This is a genomic window from Streptomyces spiroverticillatus (assembly GCA_014650415.1).
GTDB lineage: Bacteria > Actinomycetota > Actinomycetes > Streptomycetales > Streptomycetaceae > Streptomyces > Streptomyces spiroverticillatus.
The window spans coordinates 113,995-140,225 of record BMUX01000010.1 but is presented as its reverse complement, the minus strand read 5'-3'; the positions used below and the strand labels follow the sequence as shown (position 1 = coordinate 140,225).

20 protein-coding genes and 2 riboswitches are annotated in these 26,231 nt (G+C 73.0%); of the genes, 11 read left to right on the top strand and 9 right to left on the bottom strand.

The genetic code is table 11. The features are described 5' to 3' along the window. Positions 1 to 75 precede the first annotated feature (75 nt). The gene (locus IE269_RS25715) at positions 76 to 1,344 is read left to right on the top strand and encodes an aspartate aminotransferase type Ic (protein WP_189825519.1); all 1,269 of its coding nucleotides are present in this window, start codon (positions 76 to 78) and stop codon (positions 1,342 to 1,344) included. On the opposite strand, the gene IE269_RS25710 is transcribed toward IE269_RS25715, so the two are convergent. The 6 genes from IE269_RS25710 to IE269_RS25685 form a co-directional block, all read right to left on the bottom strand. After that, positions 1,341 to 1,775, bottom strand: a complete 435-nt coding sequence (locus tag IE269_RS25710) for a hypothetical protein (protein ID WP_189825518.1) — start codon at positions 1,773 to 1,775, stop codon at positions 1,341 to 1,343. The genes IE269_RS25715 and IE269_RS25710 overlap by 4 nt on opposite strands. A gap of 41 nt (positions 1,776 to 1,816) precedes the next feature. Further along, entirely contained in the window at positions 1,817 to 2,392 is a 576-nt protein-coding gene (locus IE269_RS25705; protein ID WP_189825517.1) for a DUF1697 domain-containing protein, read from the bottom strand. Positions 2,393 to 2,622: 230 nt separating this feature from the next. Then, positions 2,623 to 3,006, bottom strand: coding sequence for a hypothetical protein (locus IE269_RS25700; RefSeq protein ID WP_189825516.1), 384 nt, complete (start codon positions 3,004 to 3,006; stop codon positions 2,623 to 2,625). A gap of 57 nt (positions 3,007 to 3,063) precedes the next feature. After that, the gene (locus IE269_RS25695) at positions 3,064 to 3,444 is read right to left on the bottom strand and encodes a hypothetical protein (RefSeq protein ID WP_189825515.1); all 381 of its coding nucleotides are present in this window, start codon (positions 3,442 to 3,444) and stop codon (positions 3,064 to 3,066) included. Positions 3,445 to 3,617: 173 nt separating this feature from the next. Beyond that, positions 3,618 to 4,316: a response regulator gene (locus IE269_RS25690; RefSeq protein WP_268253621.1), complete on the bottom strand. Its 699-nt coding sequence runs from the start codon at positions 4,314 to 4,316 to the stop codon at positions 3,618 to 3,620. Positions 4,317 to 4,384: 68 nt separating this feature from the next. Next, positions 4,385 to 5,152, bottom strand: coding sequence for a dienelactone hydrolase family protein (locus tag IE269_RS25685; protein ID WP_229898218.1), 768 nt, complete (start codon positions 5,150 to 5,152; stop codon positions 4,385 to 4,387). Between the two features lie 336 nt (positions 5,153 to 5,488). Between IE269_RS25685 and IE269_RS25680 the strand changes: the two genes are divergently transcribed. Further along, entirely contained in the window at positions 5,489 to 8,983 is a 3,495-nt protein-coding gene (locus IE269_RS25680; RefSeq protein WP_189825514.1) for a DNA polymerase III subunit alpha, read from the top strand. A 28-nt stretch (positions 8,984 to 9,011) separates the two neighbouring features. Then, the gene (locus IE269_RS25675) at positions 9,012 to 9,995 is read left to right on the top strand and encodes a DNA polymerase Y family protein (protein WP_189825513.1); all 984 of its coding nucleotides are present in this window, start codon (positions 9,012 to 9,014) and stop codon (positions 9,993 to 9,995) included. Here the strand turns inward: IE269_RS25675 and IE269_RS25670 are convergent, their stop codons facing one another. Then, positions 9,996 to 10,976: an NAD(P)-dependent alcohol dehydrogenase gene (locus IE269_RS25670; RefSeq protein WP_189825512.1), complete on the bottom strand. Its 981-nt coding sequence runs from the start codon at positions 10,974 to 10,976 to the stop codon at positions 9,996 to 9,998. It lies immediately after the preceding gene. A gap of 339 nt (positions 10,977 to 11,315) precedes the next feature. On the opposite strand from IE269_RS25670, the gene IE269_RS25665 reads away from it, so the two are divergent. Both IE269_RS25665 and IE269_RS25660 read left to right on the top strand, forming a co-directional pair. Next, positions 11,316 to 11,822: an SRPBCC family protein gene (locus IE269_RS25665; RefSeq protein ID WP_189825511.1), complete on the top strand. Its 507-nt coding sequence runs from the start codon at positions 11,316 to 11,318 to the stop codon at positions 11,820 to 11,822. 287 nt (positions 11,823 to 12,109) lie between these two features. Continuing rightward, on the top strand, positions 12,110 to 13,648 hold the full coding sequence (locus IE269_RS25660; protein WP_189825510.1) for a glycosyl hydrolase family 18 protein: 1,539 nt from the start codon (positions 12,110 to 12,112) through the stop codon (positions 13,646 to 13,648). 83 nt (positions 13,649 to 13,731) lie between these two features. Here IE269_RS25660 and IE269_RS25655 read toward each other — a convergent pair whose 3' ends face one another. Then, positions 13,732 to 15,216: a prenyltransferase/squalene oxidase repeat-containing protein gene (locus IE269_RS25655; protein WP_229898217.1), complete on the bottom strand. Its 1,485-nt coding sequence runs from the start codon at positions 15,214 to 15,216 to the stop codon at positions 13,732 to 13,734. 131 nt (positions 15,217 to 15,347) lie between these two features. Continuing rightward, positions 15,348 to 15,424: riboswitch (cobalamin riboswitch) on the bottom strand. A gap of 44 nt (positions 15,425 to 15,468) precedes the next feature. Then, positions 15,469 to 15,628: riboswitch (cobalamin riboswitch) on the top strand. Positions 15,629 to 15,739: 111 nt separating this feature from the next. On the opposite strand from IE269_RS25655, the gene IE269_RS25650 reads away from it, so the two are divergent. The 5 genes from IE269_RS25650 (at position 15,740) to IE269_RS25630 (ending at position 23,642) form a co-directional block, all read left to right on the top strand. Beyond that, positions 15,740 to 18,805 carry a prenyltransferase/squalene oxidase repeat-containing protein gene (locus IE269_RS25650; protein WP_438817623.1) on the top strand — a complete coding sequence of 1,022 codons (3,066 nt, stop codon included), beginning with the start codon at positions 15,740 to 15,742 and terminating at the stop codon, positions 18,803 to 18,805. A gap of 14 nt (positions 18,806 to 18,819) precedes the next feature. Next, entirely contained in the window at positions 18,820 to 19,998 is a 1,179-nt protein-coding gene (locus tag IE269_RS25645; RefSeq protein WP_229898216.1) for a hypothetical protein, read from the top strand. A 4-nt stretch (positions 19,999 to 20,002) separates the two neighbouring features. Next, positions 20,003 to 21,148 (top strand): energy-coupling factor transporter transmembrane component T, encoded by a 1,146-nt coding sequence (locus IE269_RS25640; RefSeq protein WP_189825508.1) that lies wholly within the window; start codon positions 20,003 to 20,005, stop codon positions 21,146 to 21,148. Further along, positions 21,145 to 22,788 (top strand): ABC transporter ATP-binding protein, encoded by a 1,644-nt coding sequence (locus IE269_RS25635; protein WP_189825507.1) that lies wholly within the window; start codon positions 21,145 to 21,147, stop codon positions 22,786 to 22,788. The genes IE269_RS25640 and IE269_RS25635 overlap by 4 nt, the downstream gene beginning before the upstream one ends. A gap of 65 nt (positions 22,789 to 22,853) precedes the next feature. After that, a complete protein-coding gene (locus IE269_RS25630; protein ID WP_229898250.1) occupies positions 22,854 to 23,642 on the top strand; it encodes an ECF transporter S component in 789 nt (262 codons plus the stop codon). On the opposite strand, the gene IE269_RS25625 is transcribed toward IE269_RS25630, so the two are convergent. Further along, positions 23,599 to 25,191, bottom strand: a complete 1,593-nt coding sequence (locus IE269_RS25625) for a CocE/NonD family hydrolase (RefSeq protein ID WP_189825691.1) — start codon at positions 25,189 to 25,191, stop codon at positions 23,599 to 23,601. The genes IE269_RS25630 and IE269_RS25625 overlap by 44 nt on opposite strands. A 234-nt stretch (positions 25,192 to 25,425) precedes the next feature. On the opposite strand from IE269_RS25625, the gene IE269_RS25620 reads away from it, so the two are divergent. Continuing rightward, positions 25,426 to 26,148 (top strand): TetR/AcrR family transcriptional regulator, encoded by a 723-nt coding sequence (locus tag IE269_RS25620; RefSeq protein WP_189825505.1) that lies wholly within the window; start codon positions 25,426 to 25,428, stop codon positions 26,146 to 26,148. Positions 26,149 to 26,231 lie beyond the last annotated feature (83 nt).

Here is a 26,231-nt window from a genome sequence, read left to right as displayed (position 1 = left end):
ACGCACCGCACCACATGCGCCGCAGCGCGCACCGCACCGCAGCCACGCACCGCCCGAGAGGAAACCAGCGCCGCCATGACCACCGAGATCAGCCCCGACAACCTCACCGGACTTCTGGACCAGGCCCGCCAGGACTACCGGGAGCTGGCGGGGCGCGGCCTCTCCCTCGACCTGACCCGGGGCAAGCCCTCGCCCGAGCAGCTCGACCTCTCCGAGGACCTGTTCAGCCTGCCGGGCGGGCGGCACACCGCCGCCGACGGCACGGACGTACGCAACTACGGCGGTCTCCAGGGGCTGCCCGAGCTGCGGGAGATCTTCGCGGAGGTGCTCCAGGTCCCGGCCGGGCAGCTCCTCGCCCTCGGGAACTCCAGCCTGGAGCTGATGCACGACGCGATCGTGCACGCGCTGCTGAGCGTCCTGCCGGGTGCGAAGACGCGGTGGGTGGACGAGGAGCGGATCGCGTTCCTGTGCCCCGTGCCCGGGTACGACCGGCACTTCGCGCTCTGCGAGCGGTTCGGGATCGACATGATTCCGGTGCCGATGACCGAGGGCGGGCCCGACATGGAGGCCGTGGAGCGGCTCGTCGCCGAGGACCCGGCGGTCAAGGGCATCTGGTGCGTCCCGAAGTACAGCAACCCGGACGGGGTCTGCTACAGCGACGAGACGGTCGAGCGGCTCGCGGCGATGACGACCGCCGCGCCCGATTTCCGGATCTTCTGGGACAACGCGTACGCCGCCCACCACCTCACCGACGAGCCCGTCGCCATCGCCGACCTGCTCGGCGCGTGCGAGCGGGCGGGGAACGCGGACCGCGCGTTCGTCTTCGGGTCGACGTCGAAGATCACGGCGGCCGGTGCGGGCGTCGCCTTCTTCGGGGCGTCCGCCGCGAACCTCAAGTGGCTGCTCGCCAACAACCAGAAGCGCTCCATCGGCCCGGACAAGGTCAACCAGCTCCGGCACGTCCTCTTCCTGCGTGACGCGGCGGGTGTGCGCACGCACATGGAGCGCCAACGCGCCGTCCTCCAGCCGAAGTTCGAGACCGTGGCCCGCATCCTGGAGGCCGAGCTCGGCGGTACCGGGCTCGCCACCTGGACCTCCCCCCAGGGCGGTTACTTCGTCACGCTCCAGGTGCCGGACGGGTGCGCGAAGGAGGTCGTGCGGCAGGCCGCCGCGGCCGGGATCGTGCTGACCCCGGCGGGCGCCACCCACCCGTACGGCGACGATCCGCGCGACGCGACCATCCGCATCGCCCCCAGCTACCCGAGCCTGACCGAGCTGGAGCAGGCCATCGAGGGGCTCGCGGTGTGCGTGCGGCTGGTGGGGTACGAGAAGCAGGCCGTCTAGGGCGTGTTCGTCGGGGTCCCCGGAGATGTAGGTGTTGGTGCCGGGGACCCCGACGGCGTCACCCGGTGGCTTCCCTCGGCGGGCACCGACGAGCAGGCCTGGACGAAGACGTCCACACCGCCCGCGCCCACGGTCGCTTCGTGGCCGCCCAGCCGCCACGCGCCCATGCAGCGGGCCTCGTCGGGAACCGCGTCCGCCGGTGCGACGCCCTGCTTGATCTTCTCGTCGCGGAGCCGCAGGCCGGTCATGTGCCCCTTGCTCTCGGCGCGCAGCTCCACGACGGCGTACCGGTTGGGATCCTCCAGCTCCGGCCGTTCCGTCGGCGTACGGGTGCTGTCGTATCCCGATCCGTCCAGTGAGCAGCCGGTCAGTGCCGCCGCGGTCATCAGCAGGGCGGCAAGCGCCCCCCGTCGTCTCCCCCGTGTCCCCATGAGGGGGAAGGTAGCAGGGGCGCACCGGTCCGCCCCAGGGGTCAGGCCAGGCCCGCGGCCTTCAGGAGGCGTTCGACGGTGCCGAGGACGCGGGTGGTGGCCGGGGCGCCGGTGAGGCGTTCCACCTCGGCGGTCGGGCTGCCGCCGGCCGACCCGTCGGCGCTCTGGCGGACGACGCTCAGGACGAGCCCCTCGTACAGCCCGACGAAGTCGACGTCGCCCTTGGGGTTCGTCCAGGGGAGGGTGACGCCCAGCGGGGTGCCGCCGTCGAAGAAGGTGAGCGTCGGGCGGCGGGTGGGGTCGCCCGTGTCGTACGCCGAGAACGGCAACTCGCCCATGATCGCGGCCAGTTCGGCGAGGTCGCGGACCATTCCGGGTTCGGTGAATCCGGCGGCGGTACGGAGCCGGGCGGCGGCCTGCTCGACGACGCCGGTGGGGTCGTCGGCGGTGAAGAGGACCGTGCCGTTGGTCTGGAAGGAGCGGACCTGGCGGGCTCCGGCCTCGGTCAGCGCGCCTTCCAGGGTGGCGCGGTCGGGGCTGTTGCGGTGGCCGAGGTTCAGGTTGCGGTAGAAGACCACGGAGGAGGGCGGGGTGGAGGGTGCGGAAGGAGGTGTCATGCCGGGGACAGTAGGGCATGGGGCCGTGCCGTCGGCCGCGGCCACCCCCGTTCGCCTGTGAAAGAGCTCCCGGCGGCGCCGAACGGGGCGGCCGGGAGCGGGAGTTCGGAGGGGGCCGACGGTCGGCCGGTCCGGACGAACCTTTACGGGGCCGGCGGTCGGCCGGTCCGGACGAACCTGTACGGGGTCTGTGGTCGGCCGGTCCGGACGAACCTGTACGGGGTCTGCGGTCAGCCGGTCTGGACGAACGTGTACGTCGCGCCGTCGAGCACGATCGCCTTCGGCACGGTCGTCCCCGCGTGGCAGCCCTTCGCCGCCCCCTTCGCCGTCGCGCCGCCCGCCGTGACGGCCAGCCCCGAGGCGTCCGCGCGGTAGGTGCCGGGCGTGACACGGGCGCGGCCGGCCTTCGCCACCGCGACCTTGCCGCCCCGCTCGAAGCGGTACTCCTTCTTCGCGGAGGCGGAGGTGTAGATGAAGCCCGCGTAGTCCGCGGCCTTGCCTCCGCAGGCCGCGCGTGCCGAGGCCGGGTGCTGTTCGAGGGCCACGGCGCTCGGGCTCGTCAGGCCGAGGCCGAGGGCGCCGGCGAGGAGGAGGGTGGTGGTGATGCGGCGCATGTGCGGTGCTCCAGGTCAGGAGGGAAGGGGTTGGGGGGCCGAGGGGGTGCGGGAGTGTCAGCCCTGGAGCTGGTACGCCGGGCCGCCGTCGATCTTGAACGAGGCGGGCGAGGAGCCGCCGGACTCGCAGGTGCGGAGGGTGGCCGTCGTCCGGTACCCCTGCGGGCTGGTGAAGGCGAGGGTCGAGGAGTCCGCGTCGTACGTGCCCTCGAAGGTGGCCCCGGAGGCCTTCGTCATCTTGTACGTGCCGTCCTCGGCGAAGGAGATGGTGTCGGACTTGTCGGCCTGGGCGTAGGTGCTGCCCGCGAAGTCGGCGGCGGCCTCGCCGCACGCGGCGTGGTCGGCGCCGTCGGCGTGGTCGGCGTACGCCGCCGGGACGGGCAGCGCGGCGGACAGGGCGACGCCGAGGGCGGTAGCGAGAAGGGCGGTGCGGCGCATGGGTACTCCGTACGTACATCGGCAACGGGGAGAACGAACCGGCCCGCACCTCACGAAGCGGAGGAGGGCGGGGCCCGGCCCTGAGCACCCTGCCGAGACCACCCGCCCACCGCACCCGACACGCGCCCGCCGGACGCCCTTCTCCCCCGTACGGCCCTGCGATCGGGCGGGGGTCAGCCGGTTCCGTAGCCCATTTCCCAGGCGCGGACGGCGATTCCGACCCGGTTGCGGACGCCCAGCTTGCGCTGGATGCTCGCGACGTGGGTCTTGACCGTGCCCGCGGAGATGAACATCTCGGCCGCGATGTCGCTGTTGGTCAGACCCTCCGCGACCTTCCCGGCGATCTCCTTCTCGCGCGGGGTGAGCGGCTCGGGGGTGGCCGCGCCCCCCGGCATCCGGCCCGGCTCCGGGGCGGTGACGTGCTTCAGCAGGCGGACCGTGACCGAGGGGCTGATCAGGCTGTCCCCCGCCACGGCCGCCCGTACCGCCTCCACCAGCAGGGCGGGTCCCGAGCGCTTCAGCAGGAAGCCGGAGGCGCCGTGCCGCAGCGCCGGGTACACGTACTCGTCGAGGTCGAAGGTCGTCACGATGACGATCTTCACCGGGAGCCGGTCGCCCAACTCGTGGACGGTTCGGGTGAGTTGGAGACCGTCCATGCGGGGCATGCGGACGTCGACGAGTGCGACGTCGGGGCGCAGCAGCCGCATCTCCGCCAGCGCCGCCGCCCCGTCGGCGGCCTCCCCGACGACCTCGATGTCCTCCTGCGCCTCCAGGACGCGCCGCATGCTCCGGCGCACCATGTCCTGGTCGTCGGCGAGCAGAACCCGTATGGGGCGGGCGGGGGTTGCGGGGTGGTGCGGTTGATCGTTCACGGGCGTCAGCGTAGACGGGGCGGCCGGGGGACGGAGGAGCCGCAGCCCCTCCGTCCCCCGGCCCGCGCTCACTTCAGGTGCCGGTCGAAGAACCGGCCGCCGTCCTCCACCTCGAACCACGGGGTGCCGACGTGCCCGCCCAGGTTGGCGTGCAGCGTCTTCTCCTTCGTACCGAAGGAGTCGAACAGGTCGAGCGCCCGCTGCCGGGGGTTCCCCTCGTCGTCCCACTGGAGGAGGAAGAGGAGCGGTACGGAGACCTGCCGGGCCTCCTCGCGCTGGGCGCGGGGCACGAAGCCCCCGGCGAAGAACCCGGCGGCCGCGATGCGCGGTTCGGTCGCCGCCAGCCGGATGCCGAGGGCCGTCCACCCCGAGTACCCGACCGGGCCGCCGATCCCGGGCAGCGCGAGGAGGGCGTCCAGGGCGGTCCGCCACTCCGGGGCGGCACGCTCGATCAGCGGGCCGATGAAGGACTCGAAGGTTTCGTCCCGGGCCCCGCCCGCCTGCATCGCCCGGCGGAACTCGGCGCGGGCCCGCTCCTCCTCGGCGGTACGGGGCCGGTCGCCGCACCCGGCGGCGTCGATGGTCGCCACCGCGTACCCGTGCGCGGCGGTGAGCCGGGCCCGGGCCCCGAGGCGTCCGTCCCGCATGGGGAGGCCGTTGTTGTGGGCCATGAGGACCAGCGGGAGGGGGGTGGCGGATGCGGATTCCGGCGTCCAGAGGATGCCGGGGATGCCGTCGGAACCGGAATCGGAGCCGGAGCCGAGGGTGAATTCACGGGCGAGGACGCCGTCGTCGAGGCGCTGCTCGGAGGTGAAGTCCAGAGATGTGTTCTGCATGATCGTGCCTTTCGGGAGTGCGCTGCGGCGCTCCCGGACGACCTGCCTACCGTCCGACCGTGACCCCGGAGGGGAGCACCCACGTCGATTCTGCGTTCACGGGTACCACCTCCTGGTTCTGTCGCACGGCCTGGCGCCAACGTAGCAGCGGGCCGCCGTGCCCGGCCACCGGGTTTTCCGCGCGGTCCGCCCCGTCGCACCGCCCCGCACTTTTCCGAATCGTACGAATGTTCGAACCTGGTCTATGGTGGACGGAAGTGAATGGAGAGTGACCTGCCCGAAGGGGCGGGCGTGACGGCTCGGGGACAGGAGCAGGCAAGTGGCGAGGTGGTCCGGATGCGCGGGTTTACGCATCTGCGTGCCGTCTCCGGGTTCTCCCTGCGGTACGGGGCGTCCCACCCCGAGCAGCTCGCCCAGCGGGCCGCCGAGCGGGGCATGGATGCCGTCGCGCTGACCGACCGGGACACCCTGGGCGGCGCGGTGCGTTTCGCGAAGGCGGCGCAGCGGGTCGGGGTGCGGCCCGTCTTCGGGGTCGATCTGGCCGTGGCCGCGCCCGTGGAGGCGGCCGGCCGCACCGAGCGCCGGCGTGCCCCCGTGCGCGGGGGCGCCTTCGTCGACGAGTCGGCCCCGCGCGTGCTGTTCCTGGCCAGGGACGGGGCGCGGGGCTGGGGCGAGCTGTGCCGTCTGGTCAGCGCCGCCCACGCGGACGGGAGCGGGCGCACCCTGCTGGACCGGTCCGCGCTCGGCGGCCCGGGGCTCGCGGTCCTGCTCGGACCCGACTCCGACGTCGGCCGTGCGCTGGCCGCCGGGCGGCCGGACCGCGCCGCCCGGCTGCTCGCGCCCTGGCGGGAGCGGTACGGGAGCGACGCGCTCCGGATCGAGGTCGTCAGCCACGGCGGGAGCGGCACCGGCGGCGGTTCGCTGCGCTGGGCCGCCCGGGCACTCGGCTTCGCCGTGGACCAGAAGATCCTGCCCGTACTCAGCAACGCCGTCCGCTACGCCGACCCCGGCCAGGGCCCGGTCGCCGACGTGCTCGACTCCGCGCGGCGGCTGGTGCCGATCGATCCCCGGGGCGTACTCGACAGCGGTGAGCGGTGGCTGAAGGCACCGGCCGACATGTTCCGGATCGCCGAACGGGTCGCCGAGGCCGCCGGATACCGGTCGAACACCGCACGCCGACTCGTCGAGGTCACCGAGGAGCTGGCCGCGTCCTGCCGGGTCGACCCGGAGGACGACCTGGGCCTGGGCAGCGTGCACTTCCCCGAGCCGGAACTCGTCGGCGCCGCCCGCATCGCACCCGAACGCGTGCTGCGCGAGCGGTGCGCCACCGTCATGCGCACGAAGGGTTACGAGAGGGACGCGCTCCACCGCGACCGGCTGGAACAGGAGCTGGGGCTGATCGAACGGCAGGGGTACGCCTCGTACTTCCTCACCGTCGCCCGCGTCGTCGAGGACACCCGCGAGCTGGGCATCCGCGTCGCGGCGCGGGGCTCGGGCGCGGGGTCGCTGGTGAACCACCTCCTCGGGGTGGCCAGCGCCGACCCGGTCGAGCACGGGCTGCTCATGGAGCGCTTCCTCTCCGACCGGCGCGCCGAGCTGCCCGACATCGACATCGACGTGGAGTCCGCCCGCCGCCTGGAGGTGTACCGGGCGATCCTGGACCGCTTCGGTACGGAGCGGGTGGCGACGGTGTCGATGCCGGAGACCTACCGGGTGCGTCATGCGGTACGGGACGTGGGCCTGGCCCTCGGGCTCGACCCGGCCGAGGTGGACCGCCTCGCGAAGTCGTTCCCGCACATCCGGGCCCGCGACGCCCGCTCCGCGCTGCGCGAGCTGCCGGAGCTGCGGGGGATCGACCCGGACGCGTACGGACCGAGGATGTGGGACCTGGTGGAGGCGCTGGACAAGCTGCCGCGCGGCATCGCCATGCACCCGTGCGGGGTGCTGCTGTCCGACGCGACGCTGCTGCGGCGCACCCCGGTGGTGCCGACGAGCGGGGAGGGGCTGCCGATGTCGCAGTTCGACAAGGAGGACGTGGAGGACCTGGGGCTGCTCAAGCTGGACGTGCTGGGCGTACGGATGCAGTCGGCGATGGCGCACGCCGTCGCTCAGGTCGAGCGGACCACGGGCCGGCGGATCGACCTGGACGACCCGGAGCAGGTGCCGCCGGGCGACCCCAAGACGTACCAACTCATCAAGTCCTCCCAGACGTTGGGGTGTTTCCAGACGGAGTCGCCGGGCCAGCGGGACCTGATCGCGCGGCTCCAGCCGGAGACCTTTCACGATCTGGTCGTGGACATCTCGCTGTTCCGGCCGGGGCCGGTCGCGGCGAACATGGTCGACCCGTTCATCAAGGCCCGGCACGGGCTCCAGGCCCCGAGCTATCCGCACCGGGACCTGGAGCCCGCGCTGCGCGACACGTACGGCGTGGTGGTCTTCCACGAGCAGATCATCCAGATCCTGTCCGTGATGACCGGCTGCGACCTGGCCTTCGGCGACTACACGCGGCGCGCGCTCTCCGACGCCGAGCGGGTCGGGCGGGTGCGGGCGTGGTTCGCGCAGGAGGCGAAGAAGCGGGGGTACGCGGAGGAGGTGATCGAGCGGACCTGGGAGATCGTGGAGGCGTTCGGCGCGTACGGGTTCTGCAAGGCGCACGCGGTGGCCTTCGCCGTGCCGTCGTACCAGTCGGCCTGGCTGAAGGCGCACCACCCGGCGGCCTTCTACGCGGGGCTGCTCACGCACGACCCCGGCATGTACCCGAAGCGGCTGCTGCTGGCGGACGCGCGGCGGCGCGGGGTGCCGATCCTGGGGCTGGACGTGAACGCGTCCGACGCGGACTATCGAATCGAACTGGTGTGCGGTGGGGGTGACGTTCCGAAGCTCCCGGGAGTCCGGCTCGCCCTCGGGGACGTGCGCGGCATGAGCGAGGGCGAGGCGGCGCGGATCGTCGCGGGGCGTCCGTACAGCTCGCTCCAGGACTTCCTGTCCCGGGCCCGCCCGTCGCGCCCGGTGGCCGAACGGCTCGCCCAGGTGGGCGCATTGGACTCCTTCGGGCGCAACCGGCGGGATCTGATGCTGCACATAGCGGAGCTCCAGAACAGCCAACGAGGTTCCGCGCAGGGCCAGTTGACGCTCGGGGAGACCGACAGCAGGCCGCTGGAGGTCGCTCCGGCGCACCTTCCCGACCTGGACGACGTCGAGCGGCTCGGCGCCGAGCTGGGAGTGCTCGGGCTGGACACGTCACGTCATCTGCTCGGCGATCACCGGGAGTTGCTGGACGAACTGGGCGCGGTCCCGGCACGGCGGCTCACCGAGCTGAAGCACGGTCAGGTGGTGCTGGTGGCGGGTGCGAAGGGGTCCGTTCAGACGCCGCCGATCCGCTCCGGCAAGCGGGTCATCTTCACCACGCTCGACGACACGACGGGGCTTGTGGACTGCGCGTTCTTCGAGGACAGCCACGATGCGTGCGCGCACACCGTCTTCCACTCCTGGCTGCTGCTCGTACGGGGAGTGGTGCAGCGGCGCGGCGGCGGCAGCGGCAAGTCGCTGACCGTGACCGGCTCCGCCGCCTGGGACCTGGCGGAGCTGGCCGAACTGCGGCACGAGGGCGGTCTGTCGGCGGTCACGGACCGGCTGACGGAGGCCGTGCGGCCCGCGCCCGCACCGGTGAACGACCGCAGCATCCGCCTGGAGACCGGGTACGAACTCCACCCCTGGGCGGACCTGCAACCCCCCGGCGCGTCCGTGAAGCAGACCCGCGGCGCATCGGCCGGGCAGACCCGCAACCCGGGTCGCAAGTTGTGGCACCAGAGCCCCGGCAGCGCCGGATGAGGACGGCGGAGAAAGGAGAGCGACCCCGATGAAGATCCTGTACATCCACTTCCACGACCTGCCGGACGAACCACAGCTGTACGAGCACCTGCTCACCCTGCTGTCCGAGTACACCCCCCTCGTCCAGGCCCTGCCCCCGGACGCCGCGCTCGCCGACCTCTCCGGCAGCCTGCGCTACTTCGGCACGGACGCCCCCGCGCTGGCCGAGCGCATCCGGGCGCGCACGGGCGGGCTCTACGGGCTGCGTTCGACCGTCGGGATCGCGGCGAACCCGCTGCTGGCCCGCATGGTCGCCGCCGACGGTCCGCCGTCGGCGGTGCGTACGCTGCCCGACGACGTCGACGCGGTCGCCGCGTTCCTCGCGCGCAAACCGGCCGCCGCCCTGCACGGGGTGGGGCCCGCGACCGCGCGCACCCTGTCCTCGTACGGTCTGGACAGCGTCGGCAGGATCGCCGGCGCGCCGCTCGGCACGCTCCAGCGCATCCTCGGGATCGCGGCGGGCCGCAAGCTGCACGACGCCGCCCGGGGCCTGGACCCGACGCCGGTGGTCCCGGCGGCAGCGCCCCGTTCGATGTCCGTGGAGCAGCGTTTCCCCCGGGACGAGTGCGACCGGGACCGGCAGCGGGCGGCGCTGCTCGCGCTGACCGACCGGCTCGGGCTGCGGCTGCGCACCGAGTCGCAGGCGGCCCGGGCACTCACCCTCACCGTCCGCTACGCCGACCGCTCGACCACGACCCGCACCCGCACGCTGCGCGAACCGACCACGCACACCCAGGAGTTGACCTCGCTTGCCTACGAACTCCACGACCGGCTCGCTCTCCAGCGCGCCCGGGTGCGCACGGTGTCGCTGCGCGCGGAGGAGCTGATGGCCGCCGAACTCGCTTCCCGGCAGCTCCTGTTCGACCCGGCCGACGAGAAGGCGCGGGCGATCGAGGACGCGGTGGACCGGGCCCGGGTCCGCTTCGGGCCGGGGGCGGTGCGGCCTGCGGGGGCGTCGCGGGACGCCGCCTGATCAGCAGCCGGGCATGACCACGGCCAGCTTGCCCCGCACCTCGCCACGCCCCAACGCCCGCAGTGCGTCGGCCGTTTCGGCCAGGGGGTAGGTGCGGTCGACGGCCGGGGTGAGACGGCCGGCTTCGGCGAGGCCCTTGAGGACGACGAGGTCGCGGCGGTTCTCGGAGCAGATGTACGTCGTGAGCCGCTGCTTCACGAAACGGTCGACGGCCAGGGCGCGGAGCTGCCGGTCGAAGCCGCTGAGCATCCGGCCGGAGGTCTCGCCGCCGCCGATGACGGCGGTGCCGGTCGGGGTGAGGGCCTTGCGGAGGCGGGCGAGGGAGGGGTTTCCGGCGAGGTCGAGGATGACGTCGTAGTGGTGCTTGCCGTCCGCGAAGTCCTCGCGGGTGTGGTCGATCACGTGGTCGGCGCCCAGTTTGCGTACGAGGTCGGCCTTGGCGGTGCGGCACACGCCGGTGACCTCCGCACCGTACGACCAGGCGAGCTGGACGGCGAAGGTGCCGACGCCGCCGGAGGCTCCGGTGATCAGCACGCGCTGTCCCGCCGCGACGCCGCCGTGGTCGCGGAGGCCCTGGAGTGCGGTCAGGGCGGATATGCCGAGCGCGGCGGCCTGCGGGAAGGTGAGGTTGTGCGGCTTGGGGACCAGCTTCTCCGCCGGGGCCACGGCGTACTCGGCGAAGGCGCCCTCGCCGATGCCGAACACCTCGTCGCCGGGGGCGAATCCGGTCACGCCCTCGCCGACGCTCTCGACCGTTCCGGCCAACTCCCTTCCCAGGAAGGGTGACGTGGGGGTACGGAGGCCGGTGCCCGCGAGGCGGAGGGGGTAGGGGTGGCCGGTCAGGAAGTGCAGGACGCCGCGGTCGATCCCGGCGGCGTGGACCCGTACGAGGACGTGGCCGGGCCTGGGGCGGGGCTGCTCGACCTCGGCGAGCCTGAGCACGTCCGCCGAGCCGTACGCGTACCGGACGATCGCTTTCATGACAGGCCGCACCCTTCGTCGAACCCGGTGGCGGACGGGACCGCGCCGGGCGATGCTCGCGTGCCGGTCCGCCCGTGTCGCCCCAAGTATGGTGCGGGGTGGCGGAGTTGGAGCCGGTGCGGGGCCCTCTGAAAGGGGCGGTGCGGGGGTGGGCCGGTGGCGGGAGGGCCGGAGTGGGGGTGGGCCCGTGTCGGGCGGGGCCGCCCCCCTTGCCCGCCCGTTCCGCCCCCGGGGGGCGGCCGCGCCGCCCAAGGGGACGAGGGCAGGGGAAGCGGGGAGGTGGGCTGACAAGTTGGCTACTCGCGAGTAAGGTCGCGCGGACCGACGAACGGAGTTCCCATGGCCCGCACCTTCACCGTGTCCCGCAGCATCCTGGTCGACGCGCCGCCGCAGTTCGTGTACGACCAGGTCAGCCGCCCCGCACGGATGGGCCGGTGGAGTCCGGAGAACCTGGGGGCGACCGTGCCCGAGGGGGAGGACGCGCCCGCCCGCGTCGGGCTGGTCTTCGCCGGGCACAACAGGCGCGGCGCGTTCCGCTGGACCACCCGCTGCACGGTCACCGAGGCCGAGCCGGGGCGGAGCTTCGCCTTCCGCGTGCATGCGATCGGACTGAAGAACCCCCGGCTGAACTCCCCCATCGCGACCTGGCGGTACCGGTTCGAGGAGACCAAGGACGGCGGGACCAAGGTGACCGAGACCTGGACGGACGACCGCAGGTCCTGGCCGACCTTCGCGGCCAACACCTTCGACAGGATCGCGACCGGCGGCCACACCTTCGCCGTCTTCCAGGTCCGCAACATCGAGCGGACGCTGAAGAACCTCAAGCGGGAGCTGGAGGCGGCGTAAGCCCTGTCCACGCGCAGGCCCGTTCATGCACAGGCCTGTTCATGTGCAGGCCTGTTCATGCGCAGGCAAACCGGTTCACGGAATGGCAAAACCGTGGAGGAATGGTCCAGTCCGCCGGTCGTACGCCTGCCTGCGGGCGGTCCTCATGGCGGACACCCGGGGCCGAAATTGGTCTAGTCCTGCATTGGTCCAGGCCATTGACCGGCACCTGACGACGGGGCTATTCCCTACTCACTGCCGCCGCACCACAGGGAGGCCGGCAGCCGTCCCCCACACCTTGGACAGCCATGAGAAGCAGACGCTCCGTCCGCGCCCTGTTCACCACCGCCGTCGTCGCGCTGGCCGCAGCCGGCCTCACCGCGACGGGCCTCGGCACCGCCCAAGCCGCCGCCGGATCCAGCACCGCCGCTCCGCTCCCCGCCCGCGTCTTCGCCCCCTACTTCGAGTCCTGGACCGGCGAGAGCCCCGCCGCGCTGGCCGCCCAGTCCGGGGCCAAGCACCTGACCATGGCCTTCATCCAGACCGCCACCGCCGGGTCCTGCACCGCACTCTGGAACGGCAACACCTCCACCCCGATCGCCGCGTCCTCCTTCGGCAACGACATCAAGGCCATCCAGGCGGCGGGCGGCGACGTCATCCCCTCGTTCGGCGGCTACACGGCCGACACCACCGGCACCGAGATCGCCGACAGCTGCACCGACGTCAACCAGATCGCGGCGGTCTACCAGAAGGTCATCACCACGTACGACGTGTCCCGCCTCGACATGGACATCGAGGTCGACTCGCTGGACAACGCGGCGGGCGTGGACCGCAGGAACAAGGCCATCAAGATCGTCCAGGACTGGGCGGCGGCGAACGGCCGCCAGGTCCAGTTCTCGTACACGCTCCCCACGACCACCAAGGGCCTCGCCGCGAGCGGTCTCGCCGTGCTGAAGAACGCGGTGGCCAACGGCGCGCGGGTCGACGTCGCGAACCTCATGACGTTCGACTACTACGACAACGCCGTCCACAACATGGCCAACGACACCGAGACGGCCGCCCAGGGCCTCTACAACCAGCTCGCCAAGCTCTACCCCGCCAAGACGCCCGCCCAGCTCTGGGGCATGATCGGCGTCACCGAGATGCCGGGCGTCGACGACTTCGGCCCGGCCGAGACCTTCACCCTCGCCAACGCCACCCAGGTCTACAACTGGGCCGTCGCCAAGGGCATCAACACCCTCTCCTTCTGGGCCCTCCAGCGCGACAACGGGAGCTGCCCGGGCGCACCGGCGGGCGACAGCTGCTCCTCGATCCCGCAGAACACCTGGGACTTCACGCACATCTTCGCGCCGTTCACCAGCGGTACGACCACGCCGACCGACGACTTCTCGGTGACGGCGACACCCGCCAACGGGTCGGTGAAGGCCGGGAGTTCGGCCACCTCCACCGTGAAGACGGCGGTGACGGCGGGCCAGGCCAAGACGGTGAACCTGAGCGTCAGCGGCGCGCCCGCAGGCGTCACCGCGACCCTCAGTCCCGCCTCCGTGACGGCGGGCGGCTCCTCCACGCTGACCGTGAACACCACGGCGGCCACCGTCTCCGGGACGTACACCCTGAACATCACCGGGACGAGCGGGTCGGCCCTGCACTCCACGCCGTACGTCCTGACCGTCACCGGCGGCACTCCCCAGTGCACGGCCGCCCCGTGGGCGAAGGCGACGGTCTACACCGGCGGCCAGCAGGTCTCGCACAAGGGTCACACCTGGAAGGCCAAGTGGTGGACGACGGGCGAGGAGCCCGGGACGACCGGCGAGTGGGGGGTGTGGCAGGACCTGGGCGCCTGCTGAACCCGGCTTCCTGACAGGTGAGTTGCTCTGCCCCTGAGCGGCACCCGGCGGTCTCCCGCACCGCCGGGTGCCTTCGGCTGGGGTCAGGCGCCCCGGCGCAGGGCGACCGTGTCGCCCACGTGGATCGGGGTGGCGCGGTCGGCGGCGGTGAAGGCGGAGCCGTCGGTGCTGACCTTCCAGGTCTGGGAGCCGCTGTTGGCCTTGCCGTTGAGGGCCGTGACCGGGCCGGACGCGCCGGTGGCCGGGGTCACGGAGGTCACGCAGCCCGCCGGGGAGGCGGAGGTTCCGGCCGCCGTGAGGACGTCGCCGAGCGTGGCCGTCGTACCGGACGGGGTGAAGGTGACGGAGCAGACCTTCAGGCTGCCGGTGCCGTCGTCGACGCTCAGGGCGAGCTTGGCCGGCGTACCGGCGGTGAAGCCGGAGGCGGCCACCCACTGCGGTGCGCCTGCGGTGACCGGGACCGGCGGGGCGGCGGTGAATCCGCCACCGGCGACCGCACGCAGGCCGTCGATGGAGGCGTACGCCTGCGGGGCGGTGTCGGTGGGGAGGTACTTGAAGCCGCCGCCGGGGTTGAACTGCTGGGAGATCAGGAAGTCGACCGGGGTCTTGCCGAGCGGGGTGCGGAAGTCGCCGGTCTGGGGGTTGATGCCGCAGGCGTTGAGGCCGGAGACGGCCCAGCCGTTGGAGTCGGTGTTGATGCCGTAGAGGGAGTTGAAGGCGCCGCTGTTGTTGACCAGCTTCGCTTTGAGGAACGCCTTGGCCCGGAGGATGTCCGGGTCGGTGTTCGGCACTCCCGACACGCACAGGGCGGCCATCGAGGCGCCGGTCATGTCGATGTCGCCCGGGGAGTTGAGGGCGGTCGGGTCGCCCTCGGCCTTGCTGAAGGTCCAGCCGCCGTCGTTGTGCTGGTTGGCGCGGATACGGGTGACCAGTGCGTCGGTGAGGGCCTGGGGTGTGCGCGTGCCGCCGGACCGGGTCTTGGCGCCGCCGAGGGCGAGGGCGGCGAAGACGGTGCCGTTGTAGAGGTTCGGGGTGCCGAGGTAACCGGGCTGGGCGGGCTGCCAGTGAGCGTAGATGTCGGCGATCAGATTGCGGGAGGCGGAGACGCGGGCCGGGTCGATGCCTGCCGCGTACGCGTTGAGGGTGCCGCGCTCGTAGTCGGTGACGACGGGGTTCGCGGACGGCCAGCCGGGGGTGGCGAGGAGGTTGCGGTACACCGTACGGGCGTTCTTGGTGACGTCACCGCCGGGCGTGACGTCGACGGCGGCGGTACCGGCGGCGGCGAAGGCGCTGAACGCCCACTCGTTGGAGAGCCCGGAACCGGCGTACGAACCGTCCGCCCCCTGAAGGGACTTGAGGTAGCCGACCCCGTTGCTCTTGGAGGTCGCGATCTGCGCGGGCGTCGCGGTGGCGGACGCCGCCCCGATGGTGAGCACGAACGCACCGAGGGCGGCGAGGGGGACGAGGAGGGCGGCGCGTCCGCGGGCCGAGGGGGTGCGGGTGCTGCCGTGGCCCGGCTCGCCGGAAGTGGTCGTGCGGGGGACGGTGGAGTGTGATGTACGAGACATGGCCGGGCTCCTGGGGTGGGGGACGCCGGTCGGGTGCAGCCTCGTGGTGGCGCGTGGAGCAGCGCCTCGGCGGAGCTTCGACCGCCGTCCGGATCGCGTGGTACGGCTTCGTGAAATAGGGCCTGCCGCCTGGGCATTCGGGCTCGGGGCAGGCCTTCCGCCACCCCACACCGCTGCGCGTCAGCCCCGGATTCGCACCGGGTTCCCCCACGTGGCGGGGCAGGACGTTACACGAACTCCACACGTTTCAAAGAACCTTGACGCATGCGCGGCGGCCGTGCTTCACTCCCGCTGCTATTCGCTCAGCCCAGCAGGGGAAGCCGGTCGAATCCCGGCGCTGACCCGCAACCGTAGATCCACCGCACCCTCGCGGCGGATGAGCCGGAATGCCTGCCGCTGAGTCATGAACGAAACGCCGTCGCGGACTACGGCGTGGTTCGACCGGCTTCCCCTCGGCGTTTCCGCGCCCGGCGGGGCCGCTTTCGCCACGCATGCGCCCGCTCGGCCGACACGAGGGGCCGCAGTGGGGACCGCAGAGCAGCAGAGACGTCAACCCGGGCGCAGTAAAGGCCTGTTGGGGCGTCGCCCCGTGTCCCTCTTCCTCGCTGCACTTGTGTTCGTCGTCGGCGGTGCCGCCACCATGTTGGGTACGTCGTCGCCCGCCGCGGCCGACCCGATCGAGAAGTGCACCGCCACGACCGGCGCGGTCGTCGTGGTCGACTTCCGGCCCTGGAGGGGCAAGGTCGTCCGGGGCTGCGGAGTGGATCTGACGACTGGTTACGACCTGTTGCACACGGCCGGGTTCAGCACCGCGGGCACCAAGAAGGACGGGCCCGCGTTCATCTGCCGCCTCGGTCACGGCACCAACGACGCCGGGAAGCAGTACCCCACCCCGGAGCAGGAACCGTGCGTCGTCACCCCGCAGGCCACCGGCTACTGGTCGTACTGGCACGCCTCCCAGGGGCAGCAGAAGTGGACGTACAGCCAGTGGGGCGCGATGGCCCGCAAGCCGCAGCCCGGTGACGTCGAGGCATGGGTGTTCGGCGGCACCGACATCGGCGGCACGAAGGGGCAGCCCTCCTTCACCCCGGACGAGGTCCGCGCCAAGGGCGGCGGCACCACTCCCCCGGACCCCGCCGACCCGCCCGCGCCGACCGTGCCGCCGGGCGCGGTGGACCCGGCGGCGGCCGTGAAGTGGCTGAAGGGCAGGCTCACGGACGGCGAGCGGGTCGTGGAGGAGGGGGCAACGGACCCGAACCCCTGGTTCACGACCGAGATCGCCCTCGCGCTGGCCGCGGTGGACCCCAAGTCGGCGGACCTCGCGAAGGTCACCGCGTTCCTGGCCAAGAACGCCGACGGGTACGCGTATCCGGCGGGCCGGGACCAGGCCCCCGAGACGAACGCCGCCGCCCGTCTCGCGCTCCTCGCCAAGAGCACCGGCGGCGACCCGCGCGCCTTCGCCGGGCACGACCTCGCCGGTGACCTGGTGAAACACCTCTGCACGGCGGGCCCGGACGCCGGCACCCCGACGCCCGGCTGCTCCGCCAAGGGCGATTTCCCGAACGCCGGGTACAGCGACGGGCAGGCACTCGGCGTGCTCGCCGTGAAGCGTGCCGGGCTCACCCCGCCCGCCGACGCGGTCAAGCGGCTCCTGGACGTCCAGTGCGACAACGGCGGCTTCACCAGCGTCCTGATCCGCCCCGGCCAGAACTGCGAGCCGGAGCCGTGGACCACCGGTCAGGTGGCGCTGGCGCTGCATGCGGTCGGCGGTCAGGACCAGGCGCTGGCCAAGGCCCGTTCGTACCTGAAGAGGACCCAGCTTCGCGACGGCGGCTTCCCGGCCGGGACCGGGGCGACCGAGGGCAGCCCCTTCTCGACCGTCGTCGCGGCGCAGGCGCTGCGCGCGCTCGGCGACACGGCGTACGCGGACGCGGCGCTGGCGTGGGTGTCGCGGCAGCAACTCCCGGACGGGGGGCTGGGGTTCGACGGCGGCACCACCTCCGAGATCTACCCGACCGTGCACGCGGTGTTCGCGGCGCGGGGCACGAGCCTGGAGACGCTGCCGGAGAAGGCCGCGCCGCCGGTGGTGGTGCCGCCGGTGGACCCGCCGGCGGGCGAGGGCCCGGACCTGGAGAAGGGCGTCGGCTATCTGACCGCCCCGGCGAACCTGGTGCGGGGCGCGTACTACGCGGCCGACCCGGTCAGCGGCCGGGCCGACTTCGGCCTCACCATCGACGGCGCGTACGCACTCGCCGCGACCGGCCTGGACAACGCGAAGCTGCGCGGCATCGTCGACTTCCTCGACCAGGGCGGCAAGGACGCGGCGGGCCGAACTGTCCACGACTGGACGGCAGTCGGCACGAAGTACGCGGGCGGCGGCTCGATCGGCAAGACGGCGCTGCTCGCCCAGTCGGTGGGGCGCGACCCGCGCGCCTTCGGCGGGCAGGACCTGATCGCGGCGCTGGGCAAGGCGGTGTGCGCGGGCCCGAGCAAGGCGCCGGACACCAGTTGCGCGGCCAAGGGGGCCTATTCGTACGCCCCCTCCGTCTTCTCGCAGTCGCTGGGCATCATGGCGCAGCTGCGGGCGGGCGAGAAGGCGGCGGCGCAGGCCCCGATCGCGTACCTGACGAGCCTCCAGCACGCCTCGGGGGCGTGGCCGAGCCTGGTTCCGGCGACGGGGGACTCGGACGTGGACTCGACGGCGATGGCCGCGATGACGCTGGACCTGGTGAGTGAGGGGTCGTCAAAGACCGCTGTGGACAAGGCACTTGCGTGGATCGCCGGGCAGCAGCTCGTGGACGGGGGCTTCCCGGGCGCGGCGGGCAACTCGGTGAACTCGGCAGCGCTGGCGGTGCAGGGCCTGTCGCTGGACGCACCGAAGTACGCGGCGCAGATCGCGAAGGCGCGGAAGTTCCTGGCGGGCCAGCAGAACGCGGACGGCGGATTCAACGTCGCGAAGGACGGCCAGAAGGGCTCGGACCTGCGGGCGTCCATGCAGGCGGTGGGCGGCACGACGGGCATCTCCTTCGCCAGACTGACCCGCGACCTGTCGAACACGAAGCCGCAGCCGCCGGGGCAGACGAGCGGGGGCACGTCGGTCGGTACGTCGGTCGGCACGTCGACCGGCACCTCCACGGGTACGTCCACGGGCACCTCGACCGGTACGTCGGCGGGCCCGACGGGCGGAGCCGGCACCGGCGGCACGGACTCCACCGGCGGCGACTCCGCAGGCACGGGAGTCTCCAGAGGCACGGGAGACTCGGGCGGCACCGGCACAGGCGGCATCGTCACCCCCGGCGAGACCTCGGGCGACACCGGCACCGGTGGCATCGTCGACACCACCGCCGGCACGGACTCGGGCTCGGGCTCGGCCGGAACCGACGCGGGCACCACCCCGACCGGCGGCATCGTCACCGCAGGCAACACGGCCGGAACGGGCGCGAACACCAACACCGGCGGCCCCCTCGCCTCCACCGGCGCCCGGATCACCGGCGCGGCCGCCGCCGCAGCCCTCCTGGTCGCCTGCGGCTGGGCCCTCACCATCACCGCCCGCAAGCGCCGGGCGGCCCAGACCGGAGGCGACCAGTGAGAACCACCCGCAGGATGACCCGCGCACCGGCACGCCTGACCGGTACGGCTGCGGGCACACGGCACCCCGCTCCCACGGGCGGGGGCGTCCGGCCCGTCGGAACGGCGAACGACGCCGTCACACCCGAGCGGTTCGGCACGACTGACAGCCCGGCCGCACCCGAGCCTGTCGCCACCCCGAACAACCTCCGCCCCACCCGCCCCGCAGCCCGCACCTCCGCCGCCCTCGTCCTCACCCTCGCCGCCCTCGCCTCCACTGCGGCCCCCGCACACGCCCTCCCCCAGCCCATGAGCCAGTGCACCACCTCCTCCGGTGCCGTCCTCGCCGTCGACTTCAGCCGGTGGGGCGGGCCGATCTACCGGTCCTGCGGCACGACCCCCACCACCGGGTACGAGCTGCTCAACCAGGGCGGCTGGGCCACCACCGGCACCGGGCACGACGGGCCCGCGTTCATCTGCCGGATCGGGTACAGCGGGTTCCGGGCCGGCAGGCAGTTCCCGCCGCCGGAGCAGGACGACTGCGTACTGACCCCGCCCGCCTCCGCCTACTGGTCGTACTGGCACGCCAATCCCGGCCAGAACACCTGGGAGTACAGCCAGCTCGGCGCCATGCTCTACAAGCCGCGCCCCGGCAGCGTCGACCTGTGGATCTTCGGCGGTACGAACATCGAGGGCACGAAGGGCCGCCCCACCGTCACCCCCGACCAGCTCCGCGCCAAGAACACCCGCCCCACCAGCAACAGACCCGTCCCGAAGGACACCCGGACCGCCAAGCCCCTGCCGCCGAACGTGAACACCGGCCCGGCTCCCGTGAACCCTCCGCCCGGCTACACCCCGCCGCCCGCCGCACCCCCGGTGCGCCGCGAGGCGGGCGGGCCCGGAACCGTACCGGTGAATCCCAACCCGCCTGCGGTGACGCCGAGTTCACCGCCCGGTGCGACGGACACCCCGGCTCCGACGCCGACCGCCGCCCCGACGGCACCAGGAGCCCCGACGCCCGCCTCCACCGCCGCCGTCGTCGCGGCAGGCTCCCGGCCGAAGGCCGAGATCGCCGACGCGCCGCCGGCCGCCGACGCCCCGTACGACGTGGGCTCCTACCTGCCCGCCGCCGGCGCCGGCGCGCTGGTGCTGCTGATCGCGGGCGGCGCGGTGTTCACGGCCAGGCGCCGCCGGCGCACGACCGAGTCGGGGTAGCACGTTGTCACGCACCCTCCCGGACGCGCGGGTCCAGGCCCCCGCCCCGAGCGGCACCGGCGGCCGGCGCCTGCCCCGCACGCTGCACCCCGTCGCCTGGTGGATCTGGGCACTCGCCCTGGCCACCGCCGTCAGCCGCACCAACAACCCGCTGCTGCTCTTCCTCGTGCTGGCGGTCCTCGGGTACGTCGTCACCGCGCGCCGCACCGAGGCCCCGTGGGCGCGCGGCTTCACGTACTACCTGTACCTCGCGCTGACGGTGGTGACGATCCGGGTCGTCTTCCGGGCGGTCTTCGCGACCGGCATCACCCCGCGCGACCACTTCCTCTTCTCGCTGCCCCGCATCCCGACCCCCGACTGGTACGCGGGCATCAAGCTCGGCGGCCCGGTGTCGCTGGAGGCGCTGCTCTCGGCCGCCACAGACGGGCTCCGGCTGGCCTGCATGCTGTGCTGCATCGGCGCGGCGAACACCCTCGCCAACCCGAAGCGGGCCCTGCGCATCCTGCCGGGCGCGCTGTACGAACTGGGGGCCGCCGTGACGGTCTCGCTGAGCGTGGCGCCCCAACTGGTGCAGAGTGTCCAGCGAGTTCACCGGGCGCGGCGGCTGCGGGCGGGCCGCACGAAGGGGCTGCGGGCGTTGCGCGGCATCGTCGTACCGGTGCTGGAGGACGCCCTGGAGCGCTCCCTGCGCCTCGCGTCCGCGATGGACTCGCGCGGATACGGTCGCGCGGGCACCGCGAGCCGCCGCTCGCGCCGCCTCACCGGCGCGCTGATGCTGCTGGGCATGTGCGGACTGTGCGCGGGCGCGTACGGACTCCTCGACGCGACCGCCCCGAAGCTGCTGGGTCTGCCCGCGATGGGTGCGGGAGCCCTGCTGTGCTTCGCGGGGCTGCGCCTCGGCGGCCGCCGGGTGACCCGGACGACGTACCGCCCGGACCCCTGGCGCTTCCCGGAGTGGGCGGTGGCGGGCTGCGGGGTCCTCTCCGCGCTGCTCCTGTTCAGCAAGGCGGGCTTCAACGCAGCCGAGCTCAACCCCTCCATCTATCCCCTGAGTTGGCCGACGCTGCCTCTCGTCCCCACTCTCGCCGTCCTGCTCGCCGGCGCCGCGGGCTTCCTGTCGCCGCCGCCCCACCCCCGGGAGACCCCGTGATCACCTTCGACGAGGTCACCGTCCAGTACGACGACACGGCCGAACCCACCCTCCGTGACGTACAACTGCACATCGATGAGGGTGAGTTGTGCCTGGTCGTCGGGCACACCGGCGTCGGCAAGTCCACCCTGCTCGGCGCCGTCAACGGGCTCGTCCCGCACTTCACCGGCGGCACCCTCTTCGGCCGCGTCCTGGTCGACGGCCGCGACACCGCCGGCCATCCGCCCCGCGAGCTGGCGGACGTCGTGGGGGTGGTCGGCCAGGACCCGGTCGACGGCTTCGTGACGGACACCGTGGAGGAGGAACTCGCGTACGCCATGGAGCAGTTGGCGGTGCCTCCCGCCACCATGCGCAAACGCGTCGAGGAGACCCTCGACCTCCTGGGCCTCGCCGACCTCCGCCACCGCGCCCTGCACGAACTCTCCGGCGGCCAGCAGCAGCGCGTCGCGATCGGCTCGGTCCTGACGGCGCACCCGCGCGTGCTGGTGCTCGACGAGCCGACGTCGGCGCTGGACCCGACGGCGGCCGAGGAGGTGCTCGCGGCCGTGACCCGCCTGGTCCACGACCTCGGCGTGACCGTCCTGCTCGCCGAACACCGCCTGGAACGCGTCGTCCAGTACGCGGACCGCGTCCTGCACCTCCCTGGCGACGGCCGGGTCGTGTCCGGCTCCCCCGCCGACATCTTCCGTACGTCGTCCATCGCGCCCCCCATCGTGGAGCTGGGCCGGGCGGCGGGCTGGACCCCGCTGGCGCTGTCCGTACGGGACGCCCGCCGCGCGGCGGCCCCCCTGCGCAAGCGGCTCGCGCACACCACACCCCCGCCGGTGCGGAACACCCCCTGGGCGGACGGTCCCGAACTCCTCAACGCCCGCTCCGTGACGGTCACTTACCAGGGCACGCCCGCCGTCCGCGAGGTCGACCTCACCCTGCGCGGCGGCGAGATCACCGCCCTCATGGGCCGCAACGGCTCGGGGAAGTCCTCCCTGCTGTGGGCCCTGCAGGGGTCGGGCCCCCGCAGGGCGGGCTCGGTCAAGGTGAGCGCGCTCCACCTCGACAAGCCCCGCGATCCCAAGGATCTCAAGGCGGCGGAGGCCCGCAGGCTGGTCGGGCTCGTCCCGCAGACCCCCACCGACCTGCTCTACCTGGAGACGGTCAAGCAGGAGCTGGCCCAGGCCGACCTGGAGTCGGTCGACGCGGGCCCCGGCGCCCGCACCCTCCTCGACCGCCTCGCCCCCGGCATCCCCGACGACTCCCACCCCCGCGACCTCTCCGAGGGCCAGAAGCTGGCCCTGGTCCTGGCCATCCAGCTCTCGGCCGCCCCCATGGTGCTCCTCCTGGACGAGCCGACCCGGGGCCTCGACTACCGCGCCAAGGCCGAACTCGTACGCATCGTCGACGACTTGGCGGCCGAGGGGCGCGCGGTGGTGATCTCGACGCACGACGTCGAGTTCGTGGCGCGGGCGGCGGACCGGGTGGTGGTGATGGCGCAGGGCGACGTGGTGGCGGACGGCCCGACGGCCGAAGTCATCGTGGCCTCCCCGGTGTTCGCCCCGCAGACGGCGAAGATCCTGGCCCCGCTGGAGTTCCTGACGGTGGATCAGGTCACAGCGGCCCTGGCCGGAGAGGACGCCGCCCCGTGACCGGCCCGACGACCCTCCGCACCACCGCCATCCGCATCTCCCCCCGCGCCGGACTCGTCATCGCGATGGCCGCCTTCCTCGGCGTCGTGGCGTTCTTCTGGCCCTTCCTGGTCGCCCCGGGCACCTTCGGCTCGAACTACGCACCGCCGCTGATCTTCGGCGTACTCCTGGTGATCGTGCTGTGCGTGGTGCTCTCCGAGATCGCCGAGGGCGGCATCAACTCCAAGGCCCTCGCCATGCTGGGCGTCCTGTCGGCGGTCAACGCGGCACTGCGCCCGCTGGGTGCGGGCACGGCCGGCATCGAGACGGTCTTCTTCCTGCTGGTGCTGGCGGGCCGGGTGTACGGTCCGGGGTTCGGCTTCACCCTGGGCTGCACCTCCCTGTTCGCGTCCGCGCTGATCACGGGAGGGGTCGGGCCGTGGATGCCGTACCAGATGTTCGGCTGTGCGTTCGTGGGGATGCTGGCCGGGCTGCTGCCGAGGGCCACCGGGCGCCGCGAGGTGCTGATGCTGGCGGTGTACGGCTCGCTGTCCGGCTACCTCTTCGGCTTCCTCCTCAACCTCTCCTTCTGGCCGTTCTCGCTCGACCCGAACAGCTCGATCGCGTACCTCCCCGGACTGCCCTTCACCGAGCAGTTCCAGCGCTACCTGGCCTTCGACCTGGCCACCTCGCTCGGCTGGGACACCGGGCGGGCCTTCACCAACCTGGTCTGCATCCTGCTCGCGGGCCCGGCGGTCCTGACCACCTTCCGCCGGGCCGCCCGCAAGGCCCGCTTCCAGGCCCCGGTCCGCTTCCGCAAGCCCGCGAGGCCTACGGAAGGGGCAGCTCCAGCACCGTCCCCGAGTGAAGGGTGAGGCGTACGGGACGGAAGTCGACGGCGTCCACGGGGAGCGCCCCCGTCCCGGACGACCGGGCGTAGCGCGGGTGGGCCCCGCCGCTGATCTGGAGCCGTATCCGGTGCCCGACGCCGAAGCGGTACGCCGTCGAGCTCATCGCCACGTCGACGGCGACGGCCGCGTCCCCTTGCGTGCGTACGGCCGCGATGCCGTCGCACACGTTCGTCGAGCGCCCGTCCGGGTCGACGTCGCAGAGCCGCGCGAAGAGGTCGGCGTACCCGGTGTCGGTGGAGACGCGGACCCGCGCGGAGACCGCCCCCAGCACGTCGAGGGCCTCGGTCAGGACCGGTCCGTCGAAGGTGAGGACGTCGTCGCGGGCTTCGAGGGCCTTCTGGTCGCGGGAGCCCCCGCCGGGCGAGAGCAGGGCGCCGCCCACGGACGGGGTCGGGTCGTCGGGGTCGTAGCGGAAGGAGGCGAGGGGCTCGTCGCTGGTGGGGGCCTCGCCCAGGAGCCGCCCGCGCGCGGCGGGGAACCACGAGCCGACCCGCGCCCCCTCCCCCGTCCACTCCTCCAGGTCCAGCCACTGCCCGTCGCCCCCACGATGCACACGCACCGCGCTGGGACGCAGAGTTGACGGGTCGTCACAGAGGTGGGCGCGCAGCCAGGCGAGCGTTTCGGTGAAGACGTCCGTCCACCCCTGCTGGAGCGCGGAGGTGTGGGTCCACGGGCCGACGAGCAGCGAGGCGTCGCATCCGGCCTTCCGCATCCGGGCGTACTGCTGAAGGGTCTGGTCGGCGAAGACGTCGTGCCATCCGCCGATGAGGCTGGTCGGTACGGTGGCCCGCTCGGCGGCCCCGGCGAGGTCGGCCCCGTTCCAGTACGGGTCGGCGGGGTCGGGGTGGGTCATCGCGTCGTCCAGCCAGGGGATCGGGCCGAGGGTGGGCTCGTAGGACTTCCGCAGGGGGCGGGCGGAGACGATGCGGCGGATGTGGCGCTGGAGGCGCAGGGTGGCCCGCAGGAAGGGCACGAATCCCCGGTGCTGGTACGTCACGCCCATGCTCGACGCCAGGGGGCTCTCCAGGTGGAGGATGCCGTCGGTGTGGAAGAAGGCGTGGGGGTCGTGGAGGCCCACCTGGATCGCCATGGCCTTGAGCTCGGGCGGCGGGTCGAGGGCCAGGGCCCACTGGACGTACCCGAGATAGCTGGTCCCGAGGGTGCCCAACACCCCGTTGAACCAGGGCTGTTGACGGAGCCAGACGACGGTGGCCTGCGCGTCGCCCGGCTCGTTGTGCCAGTAGTGGAAGGTGCCGCCGGACCCGCCCGTCCCCCGGCAGCTCTGAATGACCACGTGGAAGCCCTGCTCGGCGAAGAGCACGCCGAACAGGGGCGACCAGGGAATTCCGCGCCCGTACGGCGACCGTACGAGCAGGGTCGGGAACTCGCCCTCTCCCCGGGGGAAGTAGTGGTCCGTCACCAGGGACACGCCGTCGGCGGCCGGGACGGCGAGCCCCGCCTCGAACCCGACCTCGTACCGGGCAGCGGGCAGCTTGCGCCAGGTGGCACGCATCAGCCGCGAGGCCAGGGGCGGCTTCCCGCCGGTGGCGCTCCCGCTCGCAGCACCCCGGCTCACAGCGCCCCCGCTCACAGCATCCCCGCCCACAGAGCGCCCGCCCGCGGCACTCCCGCTCTTCTCACGCGTCGAACCCATGGAACATCCCCTCCAACGTTTTTCCGTACGCTGTACGAGAATAGCTGATGCTTGGATGGAACCCGACGCCCGCACCCGAGAGACCGAGGACCCATGCCCCGCGCCGACAAGCCGACCCCGCCCCCGGTGGACCCGGAACAGCTCTGGCTGGGCACCGGCACGAACCGCTCCGGACGGGGCCGCAAACCCGCCTTCACCAGGGAGGCCATCACCGCCGCCGCCGTCTCGCTCGCGGACGCGGAGGGCCTGGAGGCGGTGACCATGCGCCGGGTCGCGGCCGAGGTCGGCGCGGGCGTGATGTCGCTCTACAGCTACGCGCCCGACAAGGAGACCCTGGTCGAGCTGATGGTCGACCACGTCACCGCCGAACTGGTCCCGCCGCCCGCCCCCACCGGCACCTGGCGCGCCGACCTCAAGGCCGTCGCCCGCCTCCAGCGCACCCACATGCTCCGCCACCGCTGGCTGCCGGCCGCCCTGACCTCCCGCCGCTCGCTCGGCCCGAACGCCCTCGCCTTCCTGGAGCACGTCCTCGCGGCGCTGCGCCCGACGGGCCTGGACGGCGGGGCCAGGCTGGAGGTCTTCAGCCAGCTCACGGGCTTCGTCTCGACGTACGTCGCCAACGAGGTGACCCGCGAGCGGGCGGCCGACGACCCGGCACGCGCGGCGGCCGAGGTCCGCTACCTGACGGCGGTGGCCGCCGACGGCGCGCACCCGGAACTGGCGGAGGCCCTGACCGCTCCCGCCCGGTCGCTGTCGCCGGACGACATGTTCGCGCGTTTCCTGGACCGGCTGGTGGACGGACTCGACACGGAGTGACCGATGAGTTCCCGGGATGCGGCCGGTCCTACCTACCGGAGACAGTGATCGCGGAGACAGCGATCGCAGCGCAGCCGAGGACC